This window comes from Actinospica durhamensis, assembly GCF_018139695.1.
Taxonomy (GTDB): Bacteria; Actinomycetota; Actinomycetes; order Streptomycetales; family Catenulisporaceae; genus Actinospica; species Actinospica durhamensis.
On the sequence record NZ_JAGSOG010000166.1, the window covers coordinates 1 to 19,831 of the forward strand.

Consider the following 19,831-nt stretch of genomic DNA (forward strand, 5'->3'; position numbering starts at 1 on the left):
CGCCCCGACCGACGCCCGGACCGACCCGCGCCCCACCTCCACCACACGCCGACGCATGGTGCCCTGGGTGGTGCTGCCCGTCGCGGCCGTGGTGACGGCGTCCGTCGTCGCGGCGGTCGTCGCGAGCAACGGCTCGGGCAACTCGCCCCACGCGCATTCCTCGACGGGCGCCAAGGCCTCGCTCTCCGCGTCGCACGCCGCGCACCCCGCCGCCTCGAGCGGAACGGGCACCACCGCGGGCGCCTCGCCCTCGGCCGCCTCCTCGACCGGCTCGTCCGCGGACGTGGCGGCTCAGCTGAAGTCGGCCATCGCCGCCTACTACAAGCTCGTGCCGGACCACCTCGACCAGGCCTGGCCGTATATGACGGCGGACTACCAGCAGAACCACGCGGGCGGCCTGAGCGGCTACCGCGCCTTCTGGAGCCAGATCAAGAGCGTCACCGTGTCCGACATCAAGGCCACGCCGCCCTCCACCGTGGTCGCGACCCTCACCTACCACTACCTCGACGGCCAGGTCATCCGGCAGCCCACCCGGTTCGAGCTCGTACTATCCGATGGCGTATGGAAGATAGCGAGTACCTCGGTCCTCAGCAGCAGCGGGTGACCCGCCGCCGGTCGGCGCACGGCGCGTGAGCGGCGCACGGCAACGGACGGGGGCGACCTGCCAGCGGACGCGGGCGCCCCCCGTGGCGGTGCGTCACCGGACTGTGCCACCATCCTCTTCGGCGCGGATTGCCGCTGATGGAAGGCGGCTTATAGCCTGGTAGCCGCAGGTCCCTTCCGCGTCCGCGGCGGACCGGAGAAGGAAGGGCGCTCGGTTGGCTAGAACGACCTCGGGCAAGGCGACCGGACGGATCTTCGTCTCTCATCTGGCCGGTAAAGCGGTGTTCGACCAGGACGGCGACCAGGTCGGGCGGGTGCGCGACGTCATCGTGCAGCTGATCGGCGGGCCGGAACGGCCGCGCGTGCTCGGGCTCGTCGGCGAGGTGACCGGCAAGCGGCGGGTGTTCCTGCCGATCACCCGGGTGACCGCGATCGAGACCGGACAGGTGATCTCCTCCGGCCTGATCAACATGCGCCGCTTCCAGCAGCGCCCGAACGAGACGCTGGTGCTCGCCGAACTGCTCGACCGCCGGGTGCGGCTGGCCTCAGGTCCCGAGGGCCGCGACGAGGTGCAGATCAGGGACGTGGCGATCGAGAACACCGGCCCCGGGGACTGGGAGCTCGCGCAGGTGTTCGTGCAGCACCCGGCCAAGGGGCTGCGCCGGCGCGGGGAGAGCGCCGTCGTGGACTGGGAGGCCCTGAGCGGGACCGCCGTGGCCGAGCCCGGCCTGCAGGAGGCGGCCGCGCTGCTGGCCAGCTTCGAGCAGATGCGGGCGGCGGACATCGCCCGGGCGGTGCACGAGCTCAACCCGAAGCGGCGCGGCGAGGTCATCGCGGCGCTCGACGACGAGCGGCTCGCCGACGTGCTCGAGGAGATGCCGGAGGAGGACCAGGTCGAGATCCTGGTCAGGCTCGAGGTCGAGCGGGCCGCCGACGTGCTCGAGGAGATGGACCCGGACGACGCCGCCGACCTGCTCGGCGACCTGCCGGTGGAGGAGGCCGAGCGGCTGCTCGGGCTGATGGAGCCGGAGGAGGCCGCCCCGGTGCGGCGGCTGCTGAGCTACTCCGACGACACCGCGGGCGGCCTGATGACGAGTGAGCCGATCATCCTGCCGCCGGACGCGACCGTGGCCGAGGCGCTCGCCCGGATCCGCAGGCCCGCACTCACCCCGGCCCTGGCCGCGCAGGTCTACGTCTGCCGCGCGCCGCTGGAGACGCCCACCGGACGCTTCCTCGGCATGGTGCACTTCCAGCGGCTGCTGCGCGAGCCGCCGGCCAGCATGGTCAGCGGCGCCGTGGACAACGGCGTGGAGCCGCTGCGGGCGGAGCAGCCGCTGCGCGAGGTGACCCGGTTCATGGCCACCTACAATCTGGTGGCCGCCCCGGTGGTGGACGAGTCCGGGCACCTGCTCGGGGCCGTGACCGTGGACGACGTGCTCGACCACGTGCTGCCCGGGGACTGGCGGCACCAGGATCTGACGGATGAGGGCGGGAGGGTCTGAGCCATGGCAGCCGAGCGAGAGCGCAAGGAGTCCGGCGAGCGGGACAAGCCCCGCCGTGGCGGCAAGGTCCGCGCCTCGGGGTCGGAGGGACCGCGCCTGGACCAGCCCAAGGCGCTGCATCCGCGCCGCGGCGTGCGGGTCAACACCGAGCGCTTCGGCCAGGCCTCGGAGAACATAGCCCGCTACTTCGGCACGGCGCAGTACCTGGTGATCCAGACCTGCATGGTGATCATCTGGATCGCCCTGAACATACTGGTTTTCACCCGATCCATCCGGTGGGACCCGTATCCCTTCATCCTGCTGAACCTGGCCTTCTCCACCCAGGCCGCCTACGCCGCGCCGCTGATCCTGCTGGCGCAGAACCGTCAGGCCGACCGGGACCGGGTGCAGTACGAGCAGGACCGGGCCAGGGACGAGCAGTCCGTGGCCAACACCGAGTACCTGCTGCGCGAGGTCGCCTCGCTGCGCATGGCGGTCAACGATCTGACCACCCGTGACTTCCTGCGCTCGGAGCTGCAGGCGCTGGTCAAGGAACTGGAGCAGGCCCGCTCCGAAGAACGCTGAGGACGGCCGGGCGGCGCGGCGGCTGACGCCGCGTCAGCCCGCGCCCGCCCGCCCCGCGTGTCGGACGTCCGATCATGACCCGCGGCCTTTACTGTCGGCCCATCGCATCCTCGACCGATGACGAAATGAGGCCAGACATGGGCACTGGGCCCAGCCGACGCACCTTCCTGCTCTCGCTCGCGGGCGCCGCAGCCGTGACCGGCTTCGACCCGGCGACCCAGGCGTGGGCGACGAGCGCCACCCCGGACCACGCGCACGGCATCGATTTCGCGAAGCTGCCGAAGCTCGACGGCGAACTGCTGCTTCCGGCCACCGACCTGACGCCCTACGCGGACGACTACGGGCACATCGTGCACCGCCAGCCCGCAGCCGTGCTGCTGCCCGGCTCGGTCCAGGACATCGCCAGGCTGATCCGCTTCGCCGGACCGCTCGGCATCTCGGTCGCGCCGCGCGGGCAGGGACACCAGACCTACGGGCAGGCGCAGGTGTCCGGGGGCGTGGTGATCGACCTCGGCCCGCTCGACGTCGTCTCCGTCAACGCCGTGCGCCGCACCGCGACCGCGCAGGCCGGGGCGCTGTGGCACAGCGTGCTGACGGCGAGCGTGGCGCACGGGCTGACCCCGCCGGTCTTCCCCGACTACATCGAACTCTCCATCGGCGGGACGCTCTCCGCCGGCGGCATCGGCGGTGCCAGCTCGCACTTCGGCGCGCAGGTCGACAATGTCGCGGCGCTGCAGGTGGTGACCGGCACCGGCGAGATCGTGGACTGCTCGCCGACGCGCCGGCCGGAGGTGTTCCAGGCGGCGCTGGCCGGTCTCGGACAGTTCGGCGTCATCACCTCCGCGACCGTGAACCTGGTGCCCGCCCCCGACATGGTGCGGCAGTACACGCTGGCGTACCCGACGCTGCCCGCGCTGACCGCCGCCCAGCGCAAGGTCGTGCGCGACGGCCGGTTCAACTGGCTCGAGGGCGCGCTGAGCCCGGCCACGCCGAGCGGCTGGACCTACGCGCTCGAAGGCGCCGTCTACTACAAGTCGGGCAACCCGCCGAACGACGCCGCCGTGCTGGCCGGACTGGGCTTCACCGGCGCGCCGACGACGCAGGACTTCGCCTACGTGGACTTCGTCAACCAGCTCGCGGCCGCCGTCGCCTTCCTCAAGTCCACCGGCGAGTGGTTCGACCCGCACCCGTGGATCAACCTGATCCTGCCCAACGGGGCTACCGACCGCTACATGCAGCGCGTGCTGGCCGGCCTGACCGCCGCCGACATCGGCGCGAGCGGGGTCGTGCTGCTCTACCCGGTGCCCAACCGGCTGCTGACCCGGCCGTTCCTGCGCACCCCGGACAGCGACCTGGTGTTCCTGTTCGCGCTGCTGCGCACCGCGTCCCCGGACACCGACGCGATCCCGGTCCCGCAGGCGCTCGCGGGCAACCGCAAACTCTACGACGACGCGGTGGCCGTGGGCGCGACGCAGTACCCGATCGGCTCGATCCCGAATCTGACCAGGGCGGACTGGGCCCGGCAGTACGGGTCCTCCTTCGCCCGGTTCAGCGCGCTCAAGCGGGTGCTCGACCCGTTCTCGATCATGACGCCGGGTCAGGGGATCTTCCGGCAGTAGAGGAACTGCTGGATCTCCGGCAGCGCCTGACCGGAACTCGGCGCGAACTTCCGGTTGCGCGTCTCGAGGATCTCGAATCCGCCCTCGACGGTCAGGCGCCGCAGTTCCTCCAGGAAGAACCCGGACACGTGCACGGACACCCCGAGGAAGGGGATCGGCACGTTGTCCACGTCGGCCTCGACCATCGCCAGCGCGAGCAGCCCGCCCGGCCGCAGCACCCCGTGCAGCCGGGCGAGCGCGCCGGGGAACTGCGAGCGCGGCAGCATCAGCAGCGAGAAGAAGGCCACCACGGCGTCGAAGCTGCCGAGCGCGGGCTCGTGGTGCAGGTCGAGGTCGGCGACGTCCATCAGCCGGAAGTCGGCACCCGGCACGTTGAGCCGGGCCAGCTCCAGCATCACCGGCGAGATGTCGATGCCGGTGACCTCGGCCCCCGCCTGCACCAGCTGCCGCGCGGTGGGCACGCCCGTGCCGCAGCCGGCGTCGAGCACCCGCGCGCCCGGCTCGAGCCGGGCGATGAGCCACTGCCCGGCCTCGATCTGCCCGTCCTTGTGCGGAAAGGCCTCGTCGTAGCGCTCTCCGATGCAGTCGAACGCGGCCGCCTGGGTCGCCCGGCGATAGGCGACCAGCGCAGCCTCGGAGTCGCTGACCATCGGCTCCTCCTTTCCTCGTCACCCCACAACGTGACTGGGATGCCCGCGCGTCGGCCGCCGCAATCGCGTCCCTGCGCGGATACGCTGCCCAGGTCACCGCGTGCGCCGCCCGAACGGCGCAGCCGGGCGGGAAAACACCTTTCGGTCCGAGTACGCGAACAGGGAGCGGGCGTGGCGCGAGAGGACGGCCGCGCCGGGCAGGCCCGCCCGATCGGCAGCTCGCTCACCAGCCTCGCCGACCGCGTCTCCGGCACCGGCCTGACCCTGCTGGGCGTGGGGGTCACCATGGTCACCCTGGCCGGCCTGGCCGCGGTCACCGCCGAGCACGACGTGGTGGGCGACCTGTGCCTCGCCGTGGTGGGCGGCTTCGCGCTGGTCGCGGTGCACTTCGCCGCGACCTGGCGCGCACTGTGCCGCCGGTCCGCGGACGACGCCACCGAGCTGCTCGAGATCGTGGACGAGATCGGGGCGGTGGTTTGCGTCCGGGACGCCGAGGGCCGCTACCTGCTGGTGAACCGTCAGTTCGAGCAGGTACTGCGGATCAGTCGGGAGAAGGTACTCGGCGCCCGGCACCAGGACCTGTTCGCCGACATGGTGCCCCGGCCGGAGACGGTGCTCACGAACGACCGCAAGGCCCTGACTCAAGGCGCCCCGGTGCAGACCCAGGACCTCGTCGAACAGGCCGACGGCCCGCACACCTACTTCACCGTACGTCACCCGGTGGCCGACCACTCCGGGCGCGTCTACGCGGTCTGCGGCATCTCCACCGACATCACGGACCTGATGCGGGCCGAGGACGAGGTGCGCCGGCTGATCACCGATCTGGAGCAGCGGGTGCGCGAGCGAACCGCCGACCTCGAGGCCTCGACCCGGGAGATCGACTCGTTCACCTACTCGGTCTCGCACGACCTGCGCACCCCGCTGCGCGCCCTGGCCGGATTCTCCGAGATCCTGGTGGAGGACCACGCCGACCAGCTCGACCCCGACGGCCGCGACTACCTGCACCGGGTGCACGCCGCGGCCGAACGGATGGCCGCGACGATCGACGCGCTGCTCGACCTGTCCCACGTCGCGCGCCGCGAGCTCGACCGGCGCCCGGTCGACCTCGGCGACCTGGCCCGCGACGTGCTGGCCGACCTGCGCGTCACCGAGCCGGGCCGGCAGGTCGAGGTGGAGGTGGGCGAACTGCCGGTGGTGGGCGATCCAGGACTGCTCGGCCTGGCGATGCAGAACCTGGTGTCGAACGCGTGGAAGTTCACCGCCGACCGCCGGCCGGCCCGGATCCGGATCGGGGAGCGCGAGAGCCGCGGCGAGCGCGCGTACTACGTCGAGGACAACGGCACCGGCTTCGACATGCGCTACGCGGACAAGCTCTTCGCCCCGTTCCAGCGCCTGCACGGCGCGCAGTACCCGGGCACCGGCATCGGCCTGGCCATCGTCGAACGCGTCGTCGCCCGGCACGGCGGCCACGTCTGGGCCGAGAGCGCGAAGGACGCCGGCGCCACGTTCTTCTTCACCCTGCTGCCGGACGAGGCGGCGGGGTCCGTGCCCGGGCCGTCCGACACCTCGTCAGAATCCACGGACCCGCCGGGGTGAGCCCCGTGCCTTCGCCGTCAGCCGATGACCTGGGTGGTCCAGTGCGCGGGATCGGTGCCGAGCCAGGCGATTGAGGCGGCGAAGGCGAGCAGTCCGGTTCTGCCGCCGACGGCCCGATACTCCGCGCCCGCGGCCTGCACCAGAATCCTGGTGGTGCCGTCGGTGATGAGCAGCGTGGCGCCGGTGCCCTGGACGTAGAGTCGGCCGGCCCGGCCGTCGACGGTTACCGGAGTCTCCGAGCCGTCGGCGGCGATATCCACGTTCCCGTTCGGAAGCACGTCGGGCGCCCCGTCGACCGCGAGCGACGAGTTCGCGGTCCAGAGCGTCGAGGACTGTGAGATCACCAGGCCGCCGGTCTCGTCGTTGGCGGCGCACGGGCTGGTCAGGCACAGCCGCAACGCCGCGGCACCCACGCGCGCTCCGGTCCGCTGCCGCAGGTCGATGCTCACGGAGTCCACGTGCAGGCCGGCCGGCAGTGCCGGGATCCGGAACGGCAGAGGGTTGCGATCGGCCGGGCCGATCACGAGGCTCTGGGCGACCCTCAGCATCATCAGGCCGTTCGCGCTGTCGGTCTTGGCATTGTTCAACATCACCGTGGCCCACGCGCCGGGCGCGTACTGCCATTGCAGATCGAGGGACTCGTTGCGCGCGGCGGAGGCCGACCCCGGCGCGCCGCCGGCCCACCAGGCCGGGTGGCCCTGCACCAGGCCGGCCGACGCCGCGCCGTGGCCCGGGCTCGCCCCGGAGCCGGCGCCCTGCACGCCGGCGGTCAGGATCTGCGCCCCCGGGCCCCACACCTGCACCTCCGAGGTGCCCGGACCGTCGAGGGGAATCCATCCGGTCTTGAGGTCGACGGGCTTGAGGTAGTCGGGACCGGTCGCACTCTGATCGACCTCGTACTCGCCGTCGGATCCGGCCGGCAGCCAGCCGAAGGCGATGATGGGCGCGGCCGGGTCGGCGCCGACGCTCGCGGTCGGGCTCGGCGTCCCGCTGCCGGTCTGTCCCGGCCCGTGCTCGCCGCCGTTTTCCGCGGCGACGCCCACGCCCAGGGCCGCGCACACCGCCAGCGCGGTGCTGAGGGTGATGGCCACCCGGCCGCGGCGGCGCCGGGCGGCGCGGCCGGTCTCGATGAGGCCGGACACGCTGACCGCGGCCGGGGGCGCGTCCTGGGCCGCCAGCGCCTCGAGTGCCGCTTCGAGGCGCTGTTCCATGGAATGAGTCTGCTCGTTCACAGCGTCCCCTCGGACACGCTCGGTTGTACTCGGAATCCGGGCTCGCTCACACCCGGGTCGCGTGCGGGTGCGCCCTCGTCCGTCGGGGCGGACGGGTCGAGAACGTCGCGCAACTGGGCGAGCGCCTTCGCGGTTTGGCTCTTGACCGTGCCGGTGGAACAGCCGAGCACCTGCGCGGCCTGCTCGACCGAGTAGTCGCAGTAATAGCGGAGCACGACGGTTGCCCGGCGCCGCGGCGGCAGCGTCATCAGTGCTGCGCGCAGGTCGAGGGCCTGGTCGAGCGCTGCCCCGCCGGACGCGGCCGGAGCCGCCAGTTCGCGCGGCTCGGCGCTGACGCTGGTCGCCTTCCACCAGTGCGTGCGCTGTTCGGCCAGGAAGACGTTCAGCAGTATCGTCCCGACGTACGCGTCGAGGTTCTCGACCCCCTGAGCGCGCCGCCAGTAGCGGTAGAGCCGGGCGAGCGCGCTCTGGGTGAGGTCGTCCGCGCGATGCCAGTCCTGGCAGAGCAGATACGCGATCCGCCGCAGCCGCGGAATCGCCCCCGCCGCGTACTGTGCGTACGTCTGATCGTCGTCCGTCCCGATCATCCGCCGCCCCCAGGCCCAACTGTTGAGGTCATGTCCTATCGATGGGTCGAGCCCCTCGAAAGGTTGCCCGCGAGTATGAGGGAATCCGAGCGGCTTTCAGGCGCACAGCCCCTAGCCGCGCCCCAGCATGCCCGCGAGCGTCGCGGCGAGGATGCGGGCGAGGCGGGGTTCGACCTCGATGACGGCGTGGGCGAGCCGCGGGTCCTCGCGGTAGAGCCGGGCCACGTCCGGGCCGGGCGTGGCGATCTGCCAGAACGCCCCGGCCAGCGAGACGGCGGTGGCGATCAGGTCGAGGGCGTCGACCTGGGCGAGGGCGGGCAGCCGCTCGGCGAGCGCCGCGAACAGGTCCTCGCGGGCGGCAAGGGTGGCCAGTTTGAAGGCGCGCACGGTCTCGAGCGAGACGTTGCGTTCCAGGTTCATCGGCGCCTGGGCCAGCAGGTCGCAGAACATGCCGCGGGCCGCGAGGGTCGCGGCGAACGCGGCGGCCACCGCGGCCGGCTCCGGATCGCCCGGCAGTGCCCTGATGCGGGCGGCGAGGTCGCGGGTCCACTCGTGCCAGCCGTCCGCGGTCAGCCGCAGGAAGATCTCCTCGCGCGTCTCGAAGTAGCGCAGCAGCGCGGACTTGTGCATGCCGACGGCCGCGGCGATGTCGGTCAGCGTGACCTGCCGGATCCCGGCCCGGGCGCCGAGCTCGCGGGCGGCGTCGAGGATGGCGGCCTCGCGCGCCCGCTTGGCCTCGGGCGAGCGGGCGCGTTGGAAGTCCGCGGTGTCCATGGCCCCCAGGATAGCGCAACCGAGTTGCACTAATAACGCAACGATGTTTTACTAACTACATGCAGCCGACAGCGCAGACCCAGCCCAAGACCGACACCCCCACCTCCGCCGCCGAGCCCCTGACCTGGTTCGTCACCGGTTCCTCCCGCGGTCTCGGCCGCGCCCTTGTGCGCGCCGCGCTGGCCGCGGGCGACCGGGTGGCCGCCACCGCCCGCCGCCCCGAACAGCTCGCCGACCTGGCCGAGGAGTTCGGCGAGCGGATCCTCCCGCTCGCCCTGGACATCACGGACCCGGCGGGCGCGCGAACCGCCCTGGCCGCCGCCCGGGACCGCTTCGGCCGGATCGACGTGCTGGTCAACAACGCCGGCTACGCCAACGCCGCCCCGATCGAGACCGCCGACGACGCGGACGTGCGGGCCCAGTTCGAGACCAACTTCTGGGGCGTCTACCACGTCACCAAGGCGGCCATCCCGCTGCTGCGCGAGCAGAAGGGCGGACTGGTGATCCAGATCTCGTCGATGGGCGGCCGGGTGGGCGGCTCCCCCGGCATCGCCTCGTATCAGGCGGCGAAGTTCGCCATCGACGGTTTCAGCCGCGTCCTGCGCGCCGAGACCGCGCCGTTCGGCGTGCGGGTCCTGGTGGTCGAGCCCAGCGGCTTCCGCACCGACTGGGCCGGCGCGTCGATGAGCGTGGGCGAGGTCCCCGAGGCGTATGCCGAGACCGTCGGCGCCATGAACACACGGGTGCGCGGGAACGCCGGCAGCATGGCCGGAGACCCCGAGCGCGCCGCCCAGATCCTGGTCGAGATGGCCCGGCGCGCCGACATCCCCGAGCACCTGCCGCTCGGGGTGACCGCGGCCGAGGGCTCGATCGCGCTCGACCGCCGCCTGCTCGCGCAGGACTCGAAGTGGCGCGAGGTCAGCCGCTCGGCCGACTTCACCGAGGCCTTCCCGGTCCCGTTCCCGCCGGACGTCGTCGAGGCCTGAGCCACATCGGGGTCCGAGGCCGACATCCGGCCCCGGACCCGAGCCGGCGTCAGACCGACGCCGGCACGACGGTCCAGCGCTCGTCCAGACCGATCGTGGCGACCATCGAGGTGACGTCCGGCGGGAACACGACCGGCGCGGCGCTCGTGATCTCGCTCAGGTCGAGGATCTGGCCGGTGACGAAGGTGCCCGCGGCCACGTAGTAGGCGGGGCGCGGGGTGAAGACGAGGTTGAAGTTCGGCTGGGTCGGCACGATCAACATGCCCGCGCCGGACATCCCGATGCCGACGGTGTCGCCCCGGGCCGGCGGGACGGAGGCCGCCTCCTGGATGTAGAGGCTGCCCGGCGTCGGCTGCCCGGTCACGGTGCGCCGCTCGAAGGTGAAGGCGCCCCGGTCGTACTCGAGCCGCACCTGCTGAAGCACCGGGTCGTTGAGGTCGGCGGGCCAGATCTGCCCGGCCTCGAAGGTCGACCCCGGCACGACGTCGCCGGCGTCGCCCCAGACGAAGTCGTACGTCTCGCGCCAGTCGAAGGTCACGGTGGTGGTCGGCCAGGCCGGCTTGGTCAGCCAGGCCAGAGGCAGTACGCCGCCCCCGCCGGATTCGACCGGGGTCTGATACACGCACAGATCGAAGAAGCGGCTGGAGTTGTTCACCACGCGCAGCTGCCGCTGGCCGGCCGGGACCTGGGCGGCCGAGGCGGGCGAGGCCGGCAGCAGCACCGCCCCGCCGACCGCCGCGCCGCCGAGGACGGCCGACTTGAGGAATCTGCGCCGCTAGGATTCGGTCATGGGCCTCGTGCTTTTCCATGGGAGCGGATGCGAACGGATCCCAGCCGGTCCGTGCGGACGGCGCCGCCGGATCGAGGGTCCTGACGAACCGAGTCGATCCTAGGCGGCCCGGCCGCTTTTCCCTGGTCGCACCGCATGCTCCGTCTGGGTGGTGTCGCCTCAGGGCACGATGAAGGTGGGCGTGGCCGCGAGATCGGCCTGAGCGCCCGTCACCTGCTCCTCGTCGCTTCCCTCGCCTGCATTGACCGAATTAGCCGAATTGACCACATCGGCCGCCACGCCCTCGACTGGACGACGCAGGTCCGCGCTCGCGTGCGCGTACAGCAACGCGAACAGGCCCAGGCAGCCCGCAAGGGCCAGCAGAAGTGCCGAGGGCCAGCCGATGCGCGGACTCCACGGCGCGTGCTGCGGAAGGGTGAACGCCTTCGGACCGAGGCCCTGGGCGTAGCGCCGCCACGCCCACCAGACCTCGATCAGGTAGGCCAAGGCCACCGTGCCGCCCAGCGTGGTGACCAACGCGCGCAGTATCGGCCCGGGCAGCAGTCCGCCGAGGCGGCGCACGAGGATCTCGGCGGCCAGGATCGGCACGCCCACGGCGATCGGCAGCATGTAACGGCCCTGCCAGCCGGCGCCGTAGTCGGCCCCCGCATACGCCTCGAACGCTATCGGGAAGACGAACACGAGCGCCGTCGTCGCGAGCAGGGCGAGCCGTTCGCGCAGGTCCCCCAGCGCGAGCGCGACCAGCAGGAGCGCGGTGAGCACGCCGTACCACAGCAGCACCGTGGCCTCAGGCACGTGCACGTCGTTCCAGCCCACCAGGCCGAGCATCTGCAGCACGTACGTCGGCGTCTGCTGGAAGGTGAGGTAGGCGCCGATCTCGAAGGTGTAGTGCGGATTGGCGCGCGGGATGATGCCCATCGTGTTCTGCGTCGCGTCCCACATCCCGGCCAGCACGCCCGCCACGACCAGCACGCCGGCGGACGCGCGGAAACCCCGGCCGCTCAGGGCCCGGCGCAGCCAGCCGACCGGTCCCGGCCGGGTGGCCAGGATCAGCGCCACGATCATCACCCACCACAGCGGGCCGAGCGGCCGAGTGAGCATCAGCAGCGCGGACGCGCCGGTGAACAGCCACCCGTCGCGCCGGTAGGCCCGGGTGCCGGGTTCGCCGCGGACCATCGCCAGGAACGTCGTCCACACCAGCAGGGCCGAGCAGATCTCCAGGCCGCTCGGGTTGACCACGGCGCCGAAGTAGATCGCCGCCGGGGTCGCCGCGGCGACCGTGCCGAGCGCCACCGCGCCGCGTCGGCGCAGCGCCGTGGTGAAGGCCAGCGCCAGCAGCACGGCCGTGATCAGCGCACTGATCACGCGCATGCCGTAGAGCGCGTGGTCCCCGCGCAGGATCAGGCTCGGCCAGCCGACCAGCAGGTAGTAGAGCGGCGAGTAGTCCATGTGCGAGGACGCCTTGCCCCCGACCTGCTCCGCCGTGACGCGGTTGGCCTTGCCCGTGCAGCGCGCGGTCACCTCCACCTGGAACGCGTAGCAGGTCGGATCGTGCTTGGCGAGCGCGACGACCAGGCTGTGCGGCAGCTTGTAGGCGATCTCGAGGTAGTCGGGGGTGGAGTACGTGCTCTCCCAGTTGGACTGCTTCTGCACGTGCGCGACGCCGGAGAACTCCCCGCGCACCACGGCCGCGGCCTTGACCGACTGCTCCGGCTCGTCGGCCCCGCTGAGCAGCGGGGTGCCCAGACTCCAGGACAGGGCCATGGCGAGGAAGGCCAGAAAGGCCAGCAGCGGGGTGAGCACTTTTGTGCTCCACAGCGGTATCACAGCTTGCGCATCCTCGGTTCGAATGCTGATCGGCGTGGGCAACCTTAGCAAGAGCTGAAGCGGATCCGGGGGAGGTTCGGGCGCAGCGCCACGCCCGCGCCAGGCCTACCCGACCCCCCGTCAGCTCCACACCCCGCCGGATCCCGCCGCATGTGCATGCCTGGTATGCCCGGTCTGGATTTCCCGGCCATGACGCCGCACCCTAGCCTTCCCGGTGAACGACGTGCACTGATACACCGCGTCGACTGGGTACGCTCCGGCGTTCGGACCGGGGCGGGAGAACAAGGGAGTTTCCATGGAACAGGACTCTGCTTCATCGGGTTCGCCGGGTTCACCGGGTTCACCGGGTTCACCGGGTTCGCTGGTTTCGCCGGTTTGGGCGGCCCCCTCGCGCCGCGCCGTGCTGCGGCGCGCCGCCCTCGGCGCCGGGGTGCTGCTGGCGCCCACCGCCCTGGCCGGCCCGGCCGCCGCGGCCGCCACCGCGCCGGCCCCCGCCGCGAGCGGTCCGATCCTGGTCGCGGCCGGCCAGACCCTCACCCTGACCGCCACCACCCGCACCCGCCTGCTGACGATCGCCTCCGGCGCCACCCTCGCCGCGCCGGACGGATACCTGCTCACGGTCACCGTCGACGGCGTGGAGACCGGTTCCGCGCTGGTCTCCACCTACGGCACCACCACCCTGATCGAACCAGGCACCTATCGCGGCGACGTGGTGATCGAGGTGACGCCGGACAACGCCCAGAGCTTCTTCGGCCCCTTCACCTTCCACCTGCGCCAGGCCGTCTACGTCGGCGCCGCCGGCATCGTCACGGCGAACTCGGCCCTCTCGGCCGTCACGGCCGGCCGGCTCGGCCCGACCGGCGCGCACGACCTGGTGCTGCGCTCCACCGGCGAGGCCTTCGACGGGTTCTACGTCGCGAACGGGCAGTACGAGCTGATCCGACCCGACATCAGCTTCCGCGGAAACGGCCGCTGCGACTTCGTGGGCGACGGCGCCGCGCTGGTCGGCGACGGGGCGCAGACCCGGTTCGTCATCGACGGCGCACGGATCGACAACACGGGGGCGGTGCGCCCGGGCGTCATCGCGACCAACGGCGCCAACGTGATCGTGAAGAACTCGAGCATCGCCACCCACGACGGCGTGCTGCCCGCGGACTACACCGCGAACATCGGCCCTGACATGATGACCGTGCCGTGGATGCTGGGCCTTTCCGGCAACGTCCGCGCGACCATCGCACTGGGCGTGGACACCAAGGCCACCTACGTCAACTCGCGGATCTCCTCGACGAACTGGGGCGTACTGTCCACCGACTCGGACAACCAGGCCCAGCTCACCGCGATCAACTGCGACCTGGCGATCACCGACAAGGAGGGCTACGGCACGTACGCGGACGGTTCGGCGATCGACCGCTTCCTCGGCTGCCGGTTCCACCACGTCGCCTTCGCCGCGATCAGCACCGGCGGTTCGGTCTACTTCGGCGACAGCACGCCCGCCGCGGTGGCCGCGCTCAACACGAGCCAGGACGTGCGGCTGAGCGCCGCCGAGCTGGCCGCGATCCCGCTGACCCCCACCGTCGTGGACTCGACCAGGTTCGGCGTCATGTGGGCGCAGGGCAACGGCGGCTCGGTCACCCTCGACGGCGGCACACAGCTGCGCACCGCGGAGACCTCGTTCCTGGTCAAGGCGGTGCAGGTGAGCATCAGCGCGGACGGGTCGCAGGGTGCGCAGATCCTGCCCGGTAACGGCGTGCTGGTTCAGGTGATGGAGACCGACGACCCGGGCAACCCGGCCGGCGTCTACACCGAGCCGACCGGCGCGGCGACGAAGGACGACACCTTCGACGTCACCACCGAGCAGGCGCAGGACGTCGTGGTCGACTTCACCGACCTCGACCTGCGCGGCGACCTGTACAACGGCCGCCGCGGCGACCAGAACCTGGTGCTCAACCTCACCGGCACCCGCCTGGCCGGCGTGGTCTCGGCAAGCGCGACCAAGCACGCGCTGAGCGAGATCGGCGAGGCCGACTACGCGCAGCTCGGCCGAGTCACCAACACCACGCAGGCAGCGGTCAACAACGGCGTCATCGTGCACGTCGACGCCCGTTCGGTCTGGACGGTGACCGGAACCTCATATCTGACCAGCCTGACCGTATCCCCGGGCGGGACCGTGCGCGCCAGCCGGATGACCGTGGACGGCGTCGCGACCACGATCGCCGCGGGCACCACCTACACCGGCGCGATCGTGCTCGGCGCGCACTAAATTAAACGGCGTGATCCCGCTCGTGCTCACGCACAGAGCACCGAGCCACCGGCGCCGCGCGGCCGCTCTCCACTCGCCCTCCTGTTGCCTCTCCATCAAACGCTTGTTGGAGAGCGGCCGCTGCGCTAGGGTTCCCGCCATGCCCGGACCGAAGCAACCCTCCCCGACCCCGGACGACAGCCGGGAACGCGTCATCGCCGCGGCCACCACGCTGTTCGCGGAGCACGGCTACGACGGCACCTCGACCCGCCAGATCGCCAACCAGGTCGGGCTCAACGTCGCGACGGTCGCCTACCACGTGGGTGCCAAGGCCGACCTCTACCAGGAGGTCATGCGCCGGGCCTACGCGGCCGAGGCGCAGCACCTGACCCGCGCGCTCGCCGCGTTCCACACCGCCGCCGCGGCCGACCCGGCCGCCGCCGTGCGCACGCTGGTCGGCGCCTATTTCGACTTCTGCCTCGCCCACGCGCACATCCCAGCGCTGTGGATGCGGCGCTGGCTCTCCGACGCGGCCGAGGTGATCGGCCCGGAGGCCGAGTACGCCAAGCCGCAGATCGACGCCGTGCGTGCGGCCGTGGAAGCCGCGCTGCCCGAGGTCGCCGCGTGCGCCGACGTCGAGATGACCGTTTGGACCGTGCTGTGGATGACGCACGGGTTCTGCTGCTCCGGCCTGCTCGACCAGGACGGCACGCGCCGCGGTCCGACCGATCCGCAGGCCGTTGACCGTTTCCGCACCCATCTCGAGGGCCTCGCGCTGCGGGAACTCGGGCTCGGGCTCGCTCCCAGGCTCGGCGGCGTCGACCTCGGCGGTGCACAGTGACCGGCCGAATATCCACGAGCACTGACCCGTCCGCCGAGGCATCGATATCCATGCCGTCCCGGCGGCGGCTGCTGAGCTACGGCGTCGGGTCGGTCGGCACCGGCATCTTCTCCACCGTCCCCGGTCTGCTGCTGCTCTACTACATGACCGACACCCTGGCCGTACCCGCCGGTGTGGCCGGTCTCGTCGTCACCCTGCCCAAGGCCTGGGACGCGTTCTTCAACCCGTACGTCGGCGCGGCCAGCGACCGCGAAGCCGTGCGCACCGGCCGTCGCACCCACCTGCTACTGCTCGGCGCGGCGCTACTGCCGCTCGCGTTCGCCGCCATGTTCCTCTCGCCGGCGACCGGATCCGGCGCCGTCGCGTGGATCACCGTCGCCTTCGTCCTGGCCGCGAGTACCTACGCGCTCTTCCAGGTCCCGTACGTCGCGCTGCCGACGGAGATGTCCACCGACCCGGCCGTACGCACCCGGATCATGGGCTGGCGGATCGTCAGCCTGACCGTCGGCATCCTCGTCGCGGGCGGCCTCGCCCCCGCGGTCGTCGACGCCGCGGGCAAGGGCCGAGCCGGATACGCGCTGATGGGCGTGGTCGTCGGGGCCGTACTGTGGGTCGTGCTGACCGTCTCGGCCCGCGGCACCCGCTGGGTCGCCTCGCGGCCCGGGCCCGAGCAGCTCTCGCTCCCCGCCGCGCTCCGCGCCGCGCGCGGCAACCGGACCTTCTTCGCGCTGCTCACCGCGTTCGTCATCCAGGCCGCCGCGACCGCGATCATGCTCGCCGCCGCGCCCTACGTCGCCACCTACCGGCTGGGCCACTACGGCCTGACCTCGGTCCTGTTCGTCTGCCTCGTGGCGCCGAGCGCGGTGGCGGTTCCGCTGTGGGGCAGGGCCGCGCGCCGGTTCGGGCGGCTGCGCTGCCTGCTCGTCGCGACGCTCGGCTACGCCGTGGGCTCGGCGGCCCTGCTCCCGGTCAGCGCGGCCGCGAACGTCCCCGGCACGCTCGCGCTGTGCGCCGTACTCGGCATCTGCTACGCCGCGCTCCAACTGCTCCCGCTGTCTCTGCTCCCTGACACGATCGTGGCCGACACCGGGCGCACCGGCCACACCCAGTCGGGCGCCTTCACCGGCCTGTGGACCGCCGGCGAGACGGCGGGCCTGGCGCTCGGCCCCGGCGCGTACGCCCTCGGCCTCGCCGCCACCGGCTTCGCCTCCTCCACACTCGAACACCCCGTCGCGCAGACCGCGCTCGCGCGCACCGGCGTGCTGCTCGGATTCAGCCTCGTCCCGGCGGCCCTGATGCTCGTGTCCCTGCCCGCGCTGTTCGCCTACGCGCGCCGCCGAAAGGAAACCCCCTGATGTTGCCCGCCACCGGACGCCCCGTCGCCGACCTGCTCGCCGAACTCGACCGGCTCAAGGCCGCCGACCTGCCGACCCGCGGCGAGAACGTCACCGCCTACGTCTACGACTCGGGCCGGCCCGAGGTTCGCGAGGCGGCGGAGCGGGCCTACCTGGCCATGCTCGAGGTCAACAGCCTAGATCCCACCGCGTTCCCGAGCACGGTGGCCCTCGAGCGCGCCGTCGTCGCAGCCGTCGCCTCCCGCCTCGGCGGCGACGCGGCCACACCCGGCATCTTCACCAGCGGCGGCACCGAGTCGATCATGCTGGCGGTCAAGGCCGCCCGCGACGCGAGGCCCGATATCGCCGCACCCCGCATGGTCGTCCCGGTCACCGCGCACGCCGCGTTCCACAAGGCCGGCGCGTACCTGCGCGTCGCCATGGACACCGTCCCGGTCGACCCGGCCACCTTCCGCGCCGACCCCCAGGCCATGGCCGCCGCGTGCACACAAGACACCGTGCTCGTCGTCGCATCAGCCCCCTCCTACGCGCAGGGCGTGGTAGACCCGATCGAGGAGATCGCGGCAGTGGCCGCGGAGCGAAACCTCCCCTGCCACGTCGACGCCTGCGTGGGAGGCTGGCTCCTGCCCTGGCTCGCCGACGCAGGAGCCGAAATCCCCGCATTCGACCTCTCGGTCCCCGGCGTCACGTCGATCTCCTGCGACCTGCACAAGTTCGGCTACGCCCCCAAGGGCGCCTCGGTACTGCTGTTCCGCGACGCGGCAATGCGCATGGCCGCGTACTACGCGTGCGCAGCGTGGCCCGGCTACCCGATCGTCAACAGCACCGTGCAGAGCAGCAAGGGCGCCGGCCCCCTAGCCGGTGCCTGGGCCACCCTCCAAGCCCTCGGCGAAGACGGCTACCGCCAGCTCGGCCGCGAAGCACTCGAAGCCACGCGCCGCCTGGTGGAAGGCATCGCCCAGATCGAAGGCCTAGAAGTCCTCGGCACGCCCCAAGCCACCCTCGTGGCCATCGGCTCCTCCACCCTCGACCTGTTCGCCCTAGCCGACCGCTCCCGCGCCCGCGGCTTTTTCCTGCAGCCCCAGATGGCGGTAGACGGCCTCCCCGCCAGCGTCCACATCACGCTCACCGGCGTCAGCGCCGCCGGCATCGACAGCATGCTGACCGCCCTCGCCGAAGCCGCATCCGACCTCCGCGCCGACGGCCCCGCCAAGCCCCGCACCGACCTCGTGGAGCTGGTAGCCCAACTCGACCTGGAACACATGGACGACGCGACCTTCGCGTCACTGCTTCCTGCGGCAGGGTGGGAGACGGCGGTGGCTCCGGCTCCGGCCGGCGAGAGTGGCGAGGGTGGCGACGCCGTCGAGCGTGGCGAGGCCGGCGCCCCAGCCATGGCCGCGATCAACAACCTGCTCAACGCCCTACCCCCACACCAGCGCGAACTGATCATCAAGCGCTTCATCTCCGTCCTCTACAGCCCCCACCTCGACGCCTAACTCAGTCACCGAGCCGAGCGAGGGCAGGTCGGCCGGCCGGCTGGTCGGTCAGTCAGTCAGTCGGTCAACAGACAGCGCGCGCGGGCGGGATTGTTCCGCCCGCGCGCTGCCTCACCCCATCCGCTCCGCAAAGGACGCCGCCTCAGCACCGCTCATAGCTGTCGAACTCACTGAGCAACACCCCCTCCCCCCGCGTCAGCCCCCGCAGTTCCTGCTCAAAGCCCGCGACCTCAGCCGCCGGAATCTTCCCCGTCAACCGCCAGATCCTCGGCCCCGCCTGCGGCTCATCCGGCACGCCCCGCGCCGCGATCACCCGAGCCAGCACCCGCGCAGCCCCCTCGGCCGGAACGTCGAGCTCGAACCGGTTCACCGGCTCGCAGAGTTCCGTCCCAGCCTCCTCAAGCGCCCTGTTCAGCGCGAGCGCGGCCATGTTCCGAAAGTGCCCCGCGCTGGAAAGCGGAGGGAAGAACGCCGTATCGATCACCGTGACCCGACAGTCCGTCACCTCCCAACCCCGCGGCCCGGTAAGCAGCGTCCGACGCACCGACTCCTCGATCGCCGTGTGAAACGAGAGCGGCAGCCCACCGAGCTCAACCTCGAGCCCGTACCCGACACCCGATCCCGGCGCACCCGGATCAACCCGCAGCCCGACCGTCGCGAAGTCGAAGATCCGCTCCTCGACCCTGCGTTCCTGAACCCACGACGCCGTCCGCGCCACCCGTTCGATGTAGACGGTCCGAGACGGGCTGAACGAGACCGCGATCCCGAACTCCTCAGCCAGCGTCGACTCGATGACCTCCTTCTGCACCTCGCCGTAAAGCCGAACGGAGATCGCCCGCGTCGCCTCATCCCGACGCACGGCAATGTACGGATCCCCCTCCGCCAACACCTCCAACGCCGCAAACAGCGCCCCCGCCTGCCCCAAGTCCCGCGGCGTAACCACCGACTCCAAGCTAGGCGGCGCAAAAAATCCATCCACCGCAAGCCCATCCGGACTGCCCAGCCGATCCCCGATCCGCACATCCCGAAGCCCCGCGATCCGCGCAATCTCGCCCGCCACACCCCCCTCCACGGCAGTAACCCGCCCCGTCAACTCCACAATCCCGCCGCCAGCCGACCGAGTTCCGGCGCTCCCGCCATCAGCCCGCCGACCTCCCGCACTCCCAACGT

The 19,831-nt window shown here is 71.9% G+C and carries 16 protein-coding genes and 1 pseudogene; 10 read left to right on the plus strand and 7 right to left on the minus strand.

The window, feature by feature from the left end; all coding sequences use genetic code 11:
* The 4 genes from KDL01_RS26500 to KDL01_RS26515 all read left to right on the plus strand — a co-directional run.
* Window positions 1-604, plus strand: a 604-nt coding sequence (locus KDL01_RS26500) for a hypothetical protein (protein WP_212531329.1), incomplete at its 5' end; no start/stop codon positions are given.
* A gap of 214 nt (window positions 605-818) precedes the next feature.
* Window positions 819-2,105: a magnesium transporter MgtE N-terminal domain-containing protein gene (locus tag KDL01_RS26505; protein WP_212531330.1), complete on the plus strand. Its 1,287-nt coding sequence runs from the start codon at window positions 819-821 to the stop codon at window positions 2,103-2,105.
* Between the two features lie 3 nt (window positions 2,106-2,108).
* Window positions 2,109-2,669, plus strand: coding sequence for a DUF1003 domain-containing protein (locus KDL01_RS26510; protein ID WP_212531331.1), 561 nt, complete (start codon window positions 2,109-2,111; stop codon window positions 2,667-2,669).
* 137 nt (window positions 2,670-2,806) lie between these two features.
* Complete coding sequence (locus KDL01_RS26515; protein WP_212531332.1) at window positions 2,807-4,288, plus strand: FAD-binding protein; 1,482 nt, start codon at window positions 2,807-2,809, stop codon at window positions 4,286-4,288.
* Here the strand turns inward: KDL01_RS26515 and KDL01_RS26520 are convergent.
* Complete coding sequence (locus KDL01_RS26520; protein ID WP_212531333.1) at window positions 4,267-4,938, minus strand: class I SAM-dependent methyltransferase; 672 nt, start codon at window positions 4,936-4,938, stop codon at window positions 4,267-4,269. The genes KDL01_RS26515 and KDL01_RS26520 overlap by 22 nt on opposite strands.
* A 171-nt stretch (window positions 4,939-5,109) precedes the next feature.
* Here KDL01_RS26520 and KDL01_RS26525 point away from each other — a divergent pair, with 171 nt between their 5' ends.
* Window positions 5,110-6,534, plus strand: coding sequence for a sensor histidine kinase (locus KDL01_RS26525; RefSeq protein ID WP_212531334.1), 1,425 nt, complete (start codon window positions 5,110-5,112; stop codon window positions 6,532-6,534).
* Between the two features lie 17 nt (window positions 6,535-6,551).
* On the opposite strand, the gene KDL01_RS26530 is transcribed toward KDL01_RS26525, so the two are convergent.
* The 3 genes from KDL01_RS26530 to KDL01_RS26540 all read right to left on the minus strand — a co-directional run bounded on the left by KDL01_RS26530 (window position 6,552) and on the right by KDL01_RS26540 (window position 9,127).
* Complete coding sequence (locus tag KDL01_RS26530; protein ID WP_212531335.1) at window positions 6,552-7,745, minus strand: hypothetical protein; 1,194 nt, start codon at window positions 7,743-7,745, stop codon at window positions 6,552-6,554.
* A 17-nt stretch (window positions 7,746-7,762) separates the two neighbouring features.
* Window positions 7,763-8,353 carry an RNA polymerase sigma factor gene (locus tag KDL01_RS26535; RefSeq protein ID WP_212531336.1) on the minus strand — a complete coding sequence of 197 codons (591 nt, stop codon included), beginning with the start codon at window positions 8,351-8,353 and terminating at the stop codon, window positions 7,763-7,765.
* A 111-nt stretch (window positions 8,354-8,464) separates the two neighbouring features.
* A complete protein-coding gene (locus KDL01_RS26540; RefSeq protein WP_212531337.1) occupies window positions 8,465-9,127 on the minus strand; it encodes a TetR/AcrR family transcriptional regulator in 663 nt (220 codons plus the stop codon).
* Between the two features lie 59 nt (window positions 9,128-9,186).
* On the opposite strand from KDL01_RS26540, the gene KDL01_RS26545 reads away from it, so the two are divergent.
* A complete protein-coding gene (locus KDL01_RS26545) occupies window positions 9,187-10,113 on the plus strand; it encodes an SDR family NAD(P)-dependent oxidoreductase (protein ID WP_212531338.1) in 927 nt (308 codons plus the stop codon).
* A 49-nt stretch (window positions 10,114-10,162) separates the two neighbouring features.
* Here KDL01_RS26545 and KDL01_RS26550 read toward each other — a convergent pair whose 3' ends face one another.
* A complete protein-coding gene (locus tag KDL01_RS26550) occupies window positions 10,163-10,834 on the minus strand; it encodes a RhiA family protein (RefSeq protein ID WP_212531339.1) in 672 nt (223 codons plus the stop codon).
* Window positions 10,835-11,062: 228 nt separating this feature from the next.
* A complete protein-coding gene (locus KDL01_RS26555) occupies window positions 11,063-12,706 on the minus strand; it encodes a DUF2142 domain-containing protein (RefSeq protein ID WP_212531340.1) in 1,644 nt (547 codons plus the stop codon).
* 424 nt (window positions 12,707-13,130) lie between these two features.
* On the opposite strand from KDL01_RS26555, the gene KDL01_RS26560 reads away from it, so the two are divergent.
* The 4 genes from KDL01_RS26560 (at window position 13,131) to KDL01_RS26575 (ending at window position 18,661) form a co-directional block, all read left to right on the plus strand.
* Window positions 13,131-14,990 (plus strand): hypothetical protein, encoded by a 1,860-nt coding sequence (locus KDL01_RS26560; RefSeq protein ID WP_212531341.1) that lies wholly within the window; start codon window positions 13,131-13,133, stop codon window positions 14,988-14,990.
* 139 nt (window positions 14,991-15,129) lie between these two features.
* On the plus strand, window positions 15,130-15,810 hold the full coding sequence (locus KDL01_RS26565; RefSeq protein ID WP_212531342.1) for a TetR/AcrR family transcriptional regulator: 681 nt from the start codon (window positions 15,130-15,132) through the stop codon (window positions 15,808-15,810).
* Window positions 15,811-15,860: 50 nt separating this feature from the next.
* On the plus strand, window positions 15,861-17,165 hold the full coding sequence (locus KDL01_RS26570; protein WP_212531343.1) for an MFS transporter: 1,305 nt from the start codon (window positions 15,861-15,863) through the stop codon (window positions 17,163-17,165).
* Window positions 17,165-18,661, plus strand: a complete 1,497-nt coding sequence (locus KDL01_RS26575; RefSeq protein WP_212531344.1) for a pyridoxal phosphate-dependent decarboxylase family protein — start codon at window positions 17,165-17,167, stop codon at window positions 18,659-18,661. The genes KDL01_RS26570 and KDL01_RS26575 overlap by 1 nt, the downstream gene beginning before the upstream one ends.
* 142 nt (window positions 18,662-18,803) lie before the next feature.
* On the opposite strand, the pseudogene KDL01_RS26580 reads toward KDL01_RS26575, so the two are convergent.
* Window positions 18,804-19,831 (minus strand): annotated as a pseudogene (locus KDL01_RS26580) (TetM/TetW/TetO/TetS family tetracycline resistance ribosomal protection protein); the annotation flags it as partial.